This is a genomic window from Streptomyces sp. NPDC006335, from assembly GCF_040612795.1.
Taxonomy (GTDB): Bacteria; Actinomycetota; Actinomycetes; order Streptomycetales; family Streptomycetaceae; genus Streptomyces.
Genome location: NZ_JBEXQX010000021.1, coordinates 22,226 through 34,553, shown reverse-complemented (window position 1 = coordinate 34,553; position 12,328 = coordinate 22,226). Strand labels below are relative to the sequence as shown.

The 12,328-nt window shown below is 70.5% G+C and carries 10 protein-coding genes; 2 read left to right on the top strand and 8 right to left on the bottom strand.

All coding sequences use genetic code 11. The features are described from left to right. The first annotated feature begins 7 nt into the window (after positions 1-7). A complete protein-coding gene (locus ABZ098_RS38090; RefSeq protein WP_356598411.1) occupies positions 8-1,132 on the top strand; it encodes an acyl-CoA desaturase in 1,125 nt (374 codons plus the stop codon). Between the two features lie 347 nt (positions 1,133-1,479). Here ABZ098_RS38090 and ABZ098_RS38085 read toward each other — a convergent pair whose 3' ends face one another. From ABZ098_RS38085 to ABZ098_RS38075, 3 genes are all read right to left on the bottom strand, one after another. Next, positions 1,480-2,412 carry a dienelactone hydrolase family protein gene (locus ABZ098_RS38085; RefSeq protein ID WP_356598409.1) on the bottom strand — a complete coding sequence of 311 codons (933 nt, stop codon included), beginning with the start codon at positions 2,410-2,412 and terminating at the stop codon, positions 1,480-1,482. Between the two features lie 277 nt (positions 2,413-2,689). Beyond that, positions 2,690-4,330: a LuxR C-terminal-related transcriptional regulator gene (locus ABZ098_RS38080; RefSeq protein WP_356598407.1), complete on the bottom strand. Its 1,641-nt coding sequence runs from the start codon at positions 4,328-4,330 to the stop codon at positions 2,690-2,692. A 222-nt stretch (positions 4,331-4,552) separates the two neighbouring features. Next, on the bottom strand, positions 4,553-5,239 hold the full coding sequence (locus ABZ098_RS38075) for an alpha/beta hydrolase (RefSeq protein WP_356598405.1): 687 nt from the start codon (positions 5,237-5,239) through the stop codon (positions 4,553-4,555). Positions 5,240-5,346: 107 nt separating this feature from the next. Here ABZ098_RS38075 and ABZ098_RS38070 point away from each other — a divergent pair, with 107 nt between their 5' ends. Further along, a complete protein-coding gene (locus ABZ098_RS38070; protein ID WP_356598403.1) occupies positions 5,347-6,324 on the top strand; it encodes a WYL domain-containing protein in 978 nt (325 codons plus the stop codon). A 240-nt stretch (positions 6,325-6,564) separates the two neighbouring features. Here ABZ098_RS38070 and ykgO read toward each other — a convergent pair whose 3' ends face one another. From ykgO to ABZ098_RS38045, 5 genes are all read right to left on the bottom strand, one after another. After that, positions 6,565-6,687, bottom strand: a complete 123-nt coding sequence (gene ykgO, locus ABZ098_RS38065) for a type B 50S ribosomal protein L36 (protein ID WP_006130958.1) — start codon at positions 6,685-6,687, stop codon at positions 6,565-6,567. Between the two features lie 45 nt (positions 6,688-6,732). Beyond that, entirely contained in the window at positions 6,733-6,993 is a 261-nt protein-coding gene (locus tag ABZ098_RS38060; protein WP_356598401.1) for a type B 50S ribosomal protein L31, read from the bottom strand. 46 nt (positions 6,994-7,039) lie between these two features. Further along, positions 7,040-7,204: a 50S ribosomal protein L33 gene (gene rpmG, locus ABZ098_RS38055; protein WP_356598399.1), complete on the bottom strand. Its 165-nt coding sequence runs from the start codon at positions 7,202-7,204 to the stop codon at positions 7,040-7,042. Positions 7,205-7,587: 383 nt separating this feature from the next. Next, a complete protein-coding gene (locus ABZ098_RS38050; RefSeq protein WP_356598397.1) occupies positions 7,588-9,108 on the bottom strand; it encodes a hypothetical protein in 1,521 nt (506 codons plus the stop codon). Positions 9,109-10,150: 1,042 nt separating this feature from the next. After that, positions 10,151-12,292 (bottom strand): discoidin domain-containing protein, encoded by a 2,142-nt coding sequence (locus ABZ098_RS38045; protein ID WP_356598395.1) that lies wholly within the window; start codon positions 12,290-12,292, stop codon positions 10,151-10,153. Positions 12,293-12,328 lie beyond the last annotated feature (36 nt).

Below are 12,328 nucleotides of genomic sequence, written 5' to 3'. Positions count from 1 at the left end.
GAACCCCTTGACCGCTATCGACCCCACCGCCCACCTGACCGCGGAGCAGATCGAGGAGCTCGGCCGCGAGCTGGACGCGATCCGCGACGAGGTGATCGCCGGCCGCGGCGAGAAGGACGCCGCGTACATCCGCAAGGTCATCTCGGCGCAGCGCAAGCTCGAGCTGGTCAGCAGGGGCGTGCTGTTGTTCTCGATGTTTCCGCCCGCGTGGTTGATCGGCACCGCCGGTCTGTCCGTGGCGAAGATCATGGACAACATGGAGATCGGCCACAACATCCTGCACGGCCAGTGGGACTGGATGCGGGACCCTAAGATCCACTCCACCACCTGGGAGTGGGACCACGTCTCGCCGGCCGACCAGTGGAAGCACTCGCACAACGAGCTGCACCACACGTACACCAACGTGATCGGCAAGGACAACGACCTCGGCTACGGCATCATGCGGGTCGACGAGGACCAGAAGTGGCACCCCTTCCACCTCGGTCAGCCGCTGTGGAACTTCATCAACGCCTGCTTCTTCGAGTACGGCATCGCAGCGTACGACCTGGAGCTCGGCAAGAACCTGCACAAGCGCCGCCGCAAGAACCCGGTGTTCCGCGCGCAGGCCAAGGCCGTGGGCCGCAAGATCCGCAAGCAGGTGCTCAAGGACTACGTGATCCACCCGCTGCTGTCGGGCCCGTCGTTCCTCCCCACGCTCGCCGCCACGTTCACCGCGAACCTGGTCCGCAACATCTGGTCCCACTCGGTGATCATGTGCGGGCACTTCCCCGAGGGCGTGCAGGTCTTCGAGCGCCGGTCGATCAAGGGCGAGACGCGCGGCCAGTGGTACCTGCGCCAGATGATGGGCTCGGCGAACATCAGCGGCAGCAAGGCCATGCACTTCATGACCGGCAACCTGTCGCACCAGATCGAGCACCACCTGTTCCCCGACCTGCCGAGCAACCGGTACGCCGAGGTCGCGGTGAAGGTGCGCGCGCTGTTCGAGAAGTACGAGCTGCAGTACGTCACCGGGTCGTTGCCCAAGCAGGTGTTCTCCGCGTGGCACAAGGTCTTCCGGCTCTCGTTGCCGAACAGGAAGCCCAAGGTCGAAACGCCGGCGCCGGTCCCCGAGCGGGAGCTCGTCGCGGCCTGATCCCGGTACTGGTTCTCTCGAACCGGTCACCGGTGATACACGCTCCGGGGCGTGCGCGTGTGGCCCTGACCGAGATTCCGGTCAGGGCCACACGCGTGCTCATGGGAGTGAAGGGCGGTCCGCCTACGCGGCGAAAGGCTCTGCGGGGCTTCAGCGGGACGGTCGTCCTGTCTCCGCCGCCATTCCCGCCCCGAACGGTGTCCGCAGGCCGGAACGCAGAGGTGCCCGGGCACGACCGCATCGTCGCCTGTCCCGGTACCACCGCGCTGTCGCCGCCGCGCGGCCCGGAGAACCACGCGACGGCGACAGCTTTGCGCATGACGGTCCCGGCAGGCCGGGGCCGGGTGTCAGGAGGTGTGCGGGCAGTTGCCTCGGGACTCGGCGATCGTGAGGCTGACGGCCGGGAGCGGGCACAGGAACTGCTCATAGCGGGTGTCGTTGTCGATGAACCGCTTCAGCCAGGAAATGCTGTACTTCGCGATCGTCGTGTTGGACGAGTTCGGCGTGAAGTGGGTGGCACCCCGCAGTTCGATGTAGGCGCGGTCGGTGGAGGACGGCAGGGTCGCGTAGAACGGCTCGGAGTGCGTGGCCACGGGCGCGATGGTGTCGCCGTCGGCGCCGACGACCAGGGTGGGAGTCGTGATCTCCGGCCAGGTCTTGTCCAGGTTCCAGCCGGTCAGCGGGATGGCGGCCTGGAGCGAGGGGCGGGACTTGGCCGCTTCGAGGGTGCCGCCGCCGCCCATGGAGTGGCCCATCACTCCGAGGCGTCCGGCGTCGACGCGGCCGCGGACCGTGCTGCGCTGCACCAGGTAGTCCAGTGCGGCCAGCAACTGCCTCCCGCGACTGTCCGGCTGGTCGGAGGTCGTGAGCGTGTCGATCGTGAAGACGACGAAGCCCTGGGAGGCGAGCCGCGGGCCGAGCCAGGCGATCGAGGACTGATAGGCGGTGAATCCAGGTGACACCGCGACCGCCCCGAACGTCCCGTCGGCGGTGCTCGTCGGGTAGTAGATGGTGCCGCCGCCGAAGCCGCTCACCGCGAGTCGCGACACGCTGGTCTGCGACACCGCGTAGGGGCCCCTGCCGGCCTCGATGCTCGCTGTGGTGGGCGCCGGACCCCGCTCGTACGGGTTTTCGGCCGCCTGGGCTCCGCCGGTCAGCGAGGTCAGCAGGCCGACGAGTGCGGCGGCCGTGGCGAGGCCGGAGCCGAGGCGCCCGAAACGGCGGCGCCGGTGGCGGTGCGGGGTGCGCGTGGGACGGGGGATCTCTGGGGCGTGGCTCATCACGGCTCCTTCGAGGGTGAGGGTTCCGGCGCCTTCGGGGCTGACGGAGACCGCCGAGGGAGGGGGCGGCGTCGAGCCCGTGGACGTGACACGAGTCATCCGGCGGGGAACAACGTAGGAGCTGACCAGAAGTCAGTCATCAGTGGAATCACCAGTCATCTCCCAGGGCGCCCCACGCACCACCTCGCGCGTGGGAGATCCCCGGTCACAGCGGTGCACGCCCGTCGACCTCCGCGCAGTCGCCCGACGTTCGACCGGGCACGGCCCGTTCCGGTCCTCAACTCGGCTCCGGCAGCTCCCAGCCGTGGTCGTGGTCCTCGTCGGCGCTCGCCAGCAGATGCGCGAGACCGGTGCGCGACCGGACGCCCAACTGCGCGAAGACGTTGCGCAGGTGGTACTCGACCGTGCGGATGCTGATGGACAGCTCCGCCGCGATCTCCTTGTTCGTCGCGCCGCGCGCCACGTCCCGCGCTATGCGCACCTGCTGCGGTGTGAGCGAGGACAACAGCCCCGCCTCTCCGGCCCCGGCCACCTCGCCGGCCGCCCGCAGCTCCGCGCCGGCTCGCTTGGCCCACAGCACCGCTCCACAGTGCTCGAAGCCCACCAGCGCGGCACGCAACTGGGCCCGCGCCTCGGTGGGCCGCCGCCGACGCCGTAGCCACATGCCGAAGGCGAGATGGGTCCGCGCGTGCTCGTACGGCCCTGACGCCTGCTCATGGTGGGCGAGCGCGGCGTGGTACAGCTCCTCGCCGCGGTCGGCGGGGGCGAGGAGGGCACGGCACCGTGCCAACTGGGCCGGGGCCTGCGGGTCGGCGCCGAGATCCGCCCAGACGGCGAACAGGTCGACCATCTCCGGCGCGTCGAGGGCCCGGCCGGACAGGACGCAGGCCTCGACAAAGCACGGCACGGCCAGGAACCACAACCCGAAATGACCCTGCCGGGCGCCGGGTCGGACCAGCGGAGCCAAGCGGGCGGCCGCCCGCTCGACCTTGCCCGCCCCCAGTTCCGCACGCGCCTGCGCCCACTCGGCGAGAAACGCGGCCTGGGCGAGCCCATGCGGCTGCGCGACGGCCAGGACCTCCGCGACCTGGTCGCGGACCGTGGGCAGGTCGCCCGCGATGGACACCACGAGCGCGCGTACGGCGGACAGTTCGGCGGCGACGTTGCGCTGCCCGAGTCTCCGCGCGAGCACCAGCCCTTCCTCCGCGTGGGCGCGGGCCTGAGGGTGGCGGCCTTCCCGCAGTTCGGCGCAGGCCAGGTGCGCGACGATGCCCGGAACCGCGGTCTCCGCTCCCGCCGAGCGCGCGGACACCAGGGCGAGGCTCAGGAGCCGGCGCGCGAGAGGGAGGCGGCCCAGCAGGAGGGCCACGCTACCGGCGTCGCGGAGCTCGTCCGTCTCCGCCCGGGGCGTGACCTGGTACAACCGAGGTTCCAGGACCGCGACGGCCCGTTCGAAGTCGCCCTGCGCCACCGCGCTCATCCCGATCCGGTAGTTCCTCCACGCGGCCTCGGGGCACCCCCTGGCGCACGGTGTCGACGCGCGGCCCGCACCGCACACGTGACAGGGACCGACCGTGAAGATACGTCGGTAGCTGTCATGGTCACCGGCCGACCAGGCCGCCGACGCCGCTGCCAGCAGGGCACGGCGGGCCGCGACGGGGTCGGTGTCACGCAGCCCGGCGGCGGCGCGGAGCAACGCCGAGCAGGCATCCGCCACGGGGCCGTCGCGCAACAGTTCCTGACCGTGCGCCAGGGCACGGCGGGACGGGGTGTCGGACGGGACGTCAGAAGCGGTGTCGGAAGCGCACGACACCGTGGCCCCGGTGACCGCGGGCGCCGGGGCGCGGCCCTCCGGTGCGCCGAGCCCGGCAAGGCCCACGGAGGGGGCCACGAAGGCGCCGCGAGTCTCGTCGTCCACACCGATCACCACCCCGGATGCAGCTGTTCCTGGCGTTGCTGGGCACATCGTTGTTGAAAGAATGTCCAACAACGGCTCGCCCGTCGACCGTCGGCGCAACGTTTCGTGGCGGGGCGGCTGAACGGCGTTTCCAGCAAGCTCGGTGACTGTGCATCGCGCTGGACGACCTCGGCGAGGGCGTCCCAGGTGGAGGCGGCCGGGGGCGGACCGGTGCGGCCGGGCTCAGGCTTCGGTGGCCGCCGCGGCCAGCAGCCCGGCGAGTTCGACCGGCTTGGTGAACATCGGCCAGTGGCCCGAGTCGATGTCGACCAACTCCAGGTGCCTGGTGCGGGTGACCTCGGGCGCGTCACCGCCGTCGATCCACTCCCGGGCCTGGGTGGGGGTGAACTCGGGGCACACGAGCAGCATCGGGACGTCGAACCTCCGCTCGTCCTTCAGCCGCACCGTCCCCTTGGCCACCTGCTCGGGCACGGGGATCGCCGCCGAGGCCATGCGTCCGCGCGTCTCCTCGTCGAGGTCGGCTGTGTCCGGTCCTTCGAACGGGCCCCAGCCGGGAAACGGCATCACGCCGTCCTTCGCCTCGAAGAAGTCGGCGTACGGCTGCCCGTCGGTGGACGGGAAGCCTCCGATGAGGGCCACCTTGGCGACCCGCTCCGGACGCGCGTCGGCGGCAAGCCAGGCCAGGGTGCAGGCGGCGGAGTGCCCGACCACCATGGGTTTGCCGGGTGCCGCGTCCACGGCGGCGAGCACCGCCGCCGCCTGGTCCTCCAGGGTGGCTGACCGGGCGCCGTCACCTTGACCGGGCAGGGTGAGCGCCACGGGGCGGTGGCCGAGTTCCTCGAGCGCGGGCACGACGTCGTCCCAGGCGGATCCGTCGAGCCACAGGCCGGCGATGAGCAGGATGTCCATGGATCAGTTCTCTTTCCCGAGAAGGCCGTGAGGTCGGTGCCCTCACGCTACGACTGGTTCCGGACAATCCACTTCCGGTATGTCTCGCGACCACCTAACCTGCTCGGGTGCCGACCGAGCTCAGCCCCACCGCGCGAGCCCTGCGCACCCTGGAGATCCTCCAGTCCCGCCCCACCGGAGTGACGGCCGACGAGCTTGCCGCCTGCTTGGGCGTCACGGAGCGGGCCGCCCGCCGCTACGTCGGGATCCTCCGCGAGGCGGGCATCCCCGTGCACTCGAGCCGGGGCCCCTACGGCGGGTACCGACTGGGGCGCGGGGCGAGGCTGCCGCCGGTCGTCTTCACGGAGCCGGAGGCGCTGGGTTTGGTCATGGCGGTCCTCGACGGTCAGCCGGCGGCCGCCGATCCCGATTCCGACGACCTCGTCGGTACCGCCCTGGGCAAGGTCATCCGGGCGCTGCCCGAGAGCGTCGGCCGGCAGGCGGCCGCCCTGCGCGAGCACGCGTCGGCGGCGCCCGAGCGGCACGCCTCGCGTCCGGATCCCGCCCTCACGAGCACGCTCGTCGCGGCGAGCGCGGTGCGACGGCGTGTGCAGGTCACGTACCGCGGTGAGTCCGGCAACGAGTGGGTGGCCGAGGTGGATCCCTGGGCCGTCGTGGTCCGCTACGGCCGCTGGTACCTGCTGTGCCACTCCCACCACGCTGACGCGATCCGCACCTACCGGATCGACCGGGTCCGCGCGGTCCGGGAGACCGCCCACGGCTTCGAGGTGCCCGACGGCCTCGACCCGGTGGCGGCACTGGAGGAGAACCTGGGCCAGGGGTGGGCGTTTCCGACCCGGGTCGTGTTCGACGCCCCGATGGACGAGGTGCTGCCGTCGATCCGCCCGCCCATGGGACGGCTCGAACCGTCGGGGAACGGGTGCGTGCTCGTCGGCAGCACGAGGAATCCGACGATGTACGCACAGGAGTGGCTGGCGCAACTGCCGCTCGCGTTCCGTGTCGAGGGCGGGCCGGAACTGCGCGCGGCGGTGGAAGCGCTCGCCGCACGTTTCACCGCTGCCGTGGCCGTGGCGGAGGAGTCCTGACCGCTGATTCCCGGCCGGCACCCGACCCACAGGGGCCCGCCTTTTGGGCCTACCGCCCCCACAGGCGATCTTCCTTGCCGTGATCGCGCGACGAGCGCATGCAGACCTGGCCGGGACCTGGCCGGGAGACGCTGGTGATCCGACAGAGAGACGACTGCGGGGCCGTCAGTGCTCGCCGACTGCGTGACCGGCGGCGGCCCGGCACCGCGGAGTGCGGTGCCGGGCCGCCGCGCGGTGGCGTCAGCCCTGGCGGGCCTTGAAGCGGGGGTCCTTCTTGTTGATCACAAAGGTCACGCCACGCCTGCGCACCACCTGGGCGCCGGGTTTGGCCTTCAGAGAGCGCAGGGACTTGCGTACCTTCACAGCGGCCTCCTTGCCGGGTTTTGATGGGAGTGGACGGCTCGGTCGTCAGGGACGGACGGGAGCGGTACGGCCGTAGCGTCGCTCGAAGCGCTCCACTCGCCCCGCGGTGTCCACGACCCGCGAAGTGCCGGTGTAGAACGGGTGACTCGCGGACGAGATGTCCACGTCGACGACCGGGTACGCAGTGCCGTCCTCCCACTCCACCGTGCGCTGGGCGTCGATGGTGGAGTGGGTGAGCAGTTGGAAGCCCGCCGCACGGTCGCGGAAGACAACGGGGCGGGAGACGGGGTGAATGCCGGACCTCATGAGTGGTGCCTCCTTGCCAAGCCTCGGTCGACGACCGAGGCGGGTGTCATCGTTCCTCGCGGAACAGAACGTGCTTGTCGGCCACCCGGTCGTACTTTCGCACGACCAGCCGGTCGGGGTTGGCCAGACGGTTCTTGCGCGTCACGTAGGTGACTCCGGTGCCGGCCGTCGACCTGAGGGTGACAACGGGCCGCGTGGTGCTGCGTGCCATGAGGTACTCCTTCCACCACCACCGAGCACTTTGACTCGGTCATGTCATGCAGTGGTGTCAACAAAGTCGTCCATCGGGTCATTCCCGGTATTCGGTAGGTGGTGCGGCGACGGCTTCACCTCGCCGGTCTGTCGGCGCCGGCGCTGGCGTAGGAGGGACGCTCTCGTCCTCGTGGACGCTTGCACCGGCAGCACCGCGGATCCAGTAACAACCCTCGGCGCCGGTATCCCGCGAGAGCAGGCCAGACGGACCGCTGTTGTTGATCGGGGCGTCTTAGGCGGAGGGGTACGCATTTCTCTCCTGGCGGAGGCAACGGGCAGGGCACCGTCCCGTGGGTAGCCGGCCTTGTCGGCCGCTGACGCCCTGCCCGTCGGAGGGCGGCGTCAGCGGCCGGCCTGCAGCCGCGACCTCCGCGCCGCCAGGAACACCAGCGCACCGCCTGCCACCAGCAGGACGGCGGTGCCCGCCCGCAGCAGGACTCCATCCGCGCCCGTGGCTGCGAGCCCGCCGCCAGTCGTCGTCCCGCTTCCGGTACCCGCCCCGGAGCCGGACGGGCTCGCGGTGGCCGTGGCCGACGGGGACGCGGTGGCGCTGGGCGACGGGCTGGACGTCGCCGAGCCGGTGAGCTTCACCGCGATCGCAGCGGTGTCGTTCGCCGCGTCGTCGTCACGGTTGGGGTAGTCGCGGTTCTCCACCGCCCGCACGCTGCCCCGCGCGCCGGGGACGACCCGGTCGATCCGCACCGTGAACTCCTGGGTCACGGAGTCGCCCGACTGGAAGTCCGTGTTGCCGATGGCGCAGGTGTAGCTCTTCGCGCCGGCCTTGCCCGGTGTGCAGTTCCACAGCGGCCCGGGGTCGCCCTGCTCGCCGGGGCCGGGGGCGCCGGTGATGGTGGTTCCGGCGGGCGGGGTCACCACGAACGTGCCGGAGTTGTCGGCGTCCATCCACTGGAAGTCCATCCGGCCCGGTCCGTTGTTCCGCACGCCCACGGTGATGCTCACCGTCTCGCCGACCTTGCCCTCGACCGTGTCACCGAGCGCCTGGTAGTCGGCGTGCTGGGTGGTGGCGAAGGTGCCGTACCCGGAGCCGGTGAATCCGGAGCCGGCGGCCACGGGCTTCAGGCCGAGCGGCGCGCCGGTGCCGGTCTCGGGGAAGTCGGACGGGTCGAAGGAGTCGGGTGCCGTGCTGCCGACCGGCCACGCGATGTAGGTGTTGTAGCCGTACATCGTTTCCGTGGAGGCGGTGTAGCGCAGCGGCGCGTTTGTCTCGTAGGCCGCACCGGGCGCGGCCGGGGTGTCGAACCGGCACCAGGCGCCGACGGAGGGTTGGTCCGAGTAGTGGCAGTTGGAGTGGTCACGGGCCAGAGAGACGCCTTCTGAGTCCTGCACGAGCAGCATGACGCCCTTGTCGGCGGGAGCTGTGCCGGTGTTGGCGAAGGCCGGGGTGCGCTCGAAGACGGCGCCGGGCGCGATGCCCTTCAGCGCCGGGTAGGGCCGGCTGACGAGCTTCGGGCCGCCCACCAGGACGTCCGTCTTCCCCGTCACGGTGGCCGCGTCGGAGGCGGTGGCGGTGTACGTGATGGCACCGGTGTCGCCTGCCTTGGCGGCCGCGGTGGGCTTCAGGAAGAACGGGTCGATCGACTCCCCGCCCGACAGCGGGCCCACGTCACACCTCACCTTCAGGGTGCCGGTGCTCACGCAGTCCCCCGTGACCACCATCGTCGCCTTCCCGGCGAGCGACGAGGCGTCGACCGCGACCGAGACGTCGTGGGCGTCCCCGCCCGAGGCCGTGATGCCGAGGTTCAGGTTCGGGCCCTCGCCCTCGGTGGGGAGGTAGTAGTTCTCCTGGGCTTCCAGGACGAGCGTCGTTGCGGCAGCCTGCGCGGCCGGGGTCGCGACAGCCATCACCGCGGTCGCGAAAGCGGCGGCCGCCGCTGTCTGCCAAGTTCTGCGTATCGTCAGCACACTGGGTGGACACGCCAGAACACCAGAAGGTTGCGCCTGAGCACCCGTCATCTGACGGATCGGTTCCGCTCTTGGAACCACTCCGGAGCGTTCCGAACCAGCGCCAGCCGACGGCCTGAAGCTCGCCGGGAGTCTGCACGGCCCGGCATACGTGCTTATGGAGGTTGAAGGGTGGTCGCCTACGCGGCGAAAGGCTCTGCGGGGCTTCAGCCGGACGATCGTCCCCGGGCGGGCAGGGCGTGTGTCCTCGATGGCGTCGTGCAGCAGGGCGGCGCAGACCACGGCCGACGGCATGCCGAAGGCGGCGAAGGCGACACGGTGGGTCACATACGAGTCGCCGCCACGTCGGCCTTGTCCGGCGTGCCAGTGGGCGGCCTCGTCGTGGGCGAGCTCGATGGGATCGAGGTCGGCATCCGGACGTGTGAACGCACGACGCTCGACAAACCTGCGACGGAAACGCTGTTGTCGTGGCGCCTGTCCCGCCGGGTGGGTAACCGGCGGCGGGTCCTCACGACACTCCCCCATCGCCTACCGGGTGCGCGGCCACCCAACGGGCGCGGTCGGCCGGCCACCTCGTGGACGGCGGGATCCTCCAGCAAAGCCCGCAGCACCAGTTGGGTCCGCAGGGTCATCCGCAGACTACCCATTGCTGGAGGCCGCCCAGACGATCAATTGGCTCTGGGACTGCCCACCGACCCCAGTGCCGCACGGACCGCCGGGCACTCAGCGCCCCCACCACCGTCCACCGTGACCTTGCCGTCCTGACGCCGTGCGAACGAGAGGCGTTGGCGCTCTTGGGCAGGGTCCTGCCCACCGGCGAACTCCCGCAGGAACCGACGCTGAGCGAAGCGACGGTGAAGACCCATGTGGCCCGGGTGACGGTCACGGGGGATGCCACGTGTCTCGGAGTGCTGTCGACCCGCCGCCGAAGCCGGTGAGTTGTGGCTTCGGTGACGGGCCGACGGTGGCGCCTTCGCGTCGGTTACGGGAACTGCGTGATCTTCGAGGGCACCGTGTCGGTGCCGGACGTAGGCGCACCGGTGTCATTGACGACGTGGGCGTACTGGCCCTTGCCGCCCAGCGAGATCACCAGCAGGTCATGCATCTTGATGCCGGACCTGACCGGGACCTGGAAGCCGTGGTGCTGCACGATGGAGGGGTCCGAGGTGTAGTTGCAGTAGCTGCCCAGCCCCCAGGCCTCGTGTTGGGTCACCGTGTCGGCGACCTTGTAGGCCGCGTAGCCGACGATGCCGTCGTGGGAGATGGCGGCGGCGTTCGGGGCGTCGTACGCCTTCTCGTTCTGGAAGAAGATCGTGCGGCCGCGTTCACCGCTCCACAGCACGTCGTACTTGTTGAAGTGTTCGACGAAGAGCCCGGTGGCCAGGACGTCGTCGCCGTTGACCTTCAGCCCGTAGTCGGCGCGGTTGGTGTCCCAGCCGACGCCGTCGCCGTGGTCGGCGCGCCAGAGCCAGGTGTGATCGATGACGACGTCGTCGCTGTTGACGACGACGGAGTTGGTGGCGAGTCCGGGGCCCGCCCCGCCGATCCGGACGAAGACGTCCTGCACGGTGGTGGGGTCGGCCGAGTGGTCGGCGGAGGCGCCGGGCTCGCCGATGCGCAGCAGTGTGTCGGAGTTGGCGCGGCCGGCGTCGATGAGGAAACCGGCGAGCCGTACGCCGTTGACGTCGGCCACGTGCATGGCGTCGACGCCGTTGTCCGGCACGAGTGTGGCCAGGCCCAGTCCGAGCACCACGGTTCCGGGCCTCGTCACGTCGATGGTCCGGTCGAGGTGGTAGACCCCTGGGGTGAACAGCAGGTTGAGGCCCTGGGCGAGCGCCTGGTTGATGGTGGCGGCGGTGGCGCCCGGCTTGACGACGTAGAACTGGTCCAGCGGGATCGAGGTGCCGGCGTTCGCGGGCCAGGACATGCCGCGCGCGTTGGTGCGCTTGGCGGGCACGAACACCTTGTAGGTGCTGCCGTCGAGGTAGAGGAACGGCTTCTCGCGGGAGACGGGCGTCGTGTCGAGGGTGGTGTACGGGCCCGAGTCGAAGTTGGTCGCGGGCGCGCCCTGCACACCGGTGAACGTCATGTTCCACACGCCGTTGGTCCAGCCGCCGACAGAGCTGTCGCGGGTGTACCACTGCTGCTGGGAGTACGGGCCCACGGTGCCGTCGATCTTCGAGTCGGCGATGTAGCCGCCGGAGGCCCAACCGTAGCCGTTGGGCGCCAGGTTGAGGCCGCCCTGGATGTGCATGCGGCGGAAGGGCGCGGCCTGTGCCACGGCCCAGCGGTCGGTGCCGTTGGAAGGCCTGATGGCGAGGTTTTCCGCCGAACGCCAGAAGTTCTGGGTGGCGTTGCCGTTGAACCAGCCCGCGTCGACGGTGACGTCACCGTTGATCTGGGTGTCGTCGGGGTTCAGCCCGAGGCCCGAGATCGAGGTGTAGAAGCCGAGTTGGGCGTTGATGCCGTTGTAGGTGCCCGGCTTGAGCAGGAACTGGTAGCGCCCGGAGCCGAACTGCGCCGACTCCTGCTGGGCGAAGACCTGGTCGAACTTCTGCTGGAGGTTGGGGGTGGAGGGGTCCACGACGATCACGTTCGGGCCGAGGTCACCGCCGCCCTGGATCGGGCCGCTGCCGCCACCCGTGGTGCCGAAGACCTGGAACTCCCATGTGGAGTAACCCCATTGGGTGGCGCGGTGGATGCCCTGGAGTCGTACGTACCGGCCTTGACCTGAGACGTCGAGGGTGTCGGTCCCGCCGTCTCCTCCGGTGACCGAGCGCAGATCGGTCCATGAGCTGCCGTCGTTCGAGGCTTGGACCTTGTAGTCCTTGCCGTAGGCCGCCTCCCAGTTGATGACGACTCGGCTGATGGAGGCGGTGGCTCCGAGATCCACCTGCAACCACTGGTCGTCGGAGAAACCGGACGACCACCGGGTGGCGGTGTTGCCGTCCACGGCCGCGCTCGCGGGCGTGCCGGGGTTCTCGGTGGTGGAGGACGTCGCCGTCCTGCCCTGGGACAGGTTCGTGTCGGCGTTCGCGGCTGCTGCCGCCGGGAGTTGGGTGGTGGGCAGGGTGATCAGCGCTGCCGTGGCGGCGAGCGCGACACCCAGGGATCTGAGTCTCATACGGGTTCCTGCGGGTGCGTCGGGGAAATGTGGGGT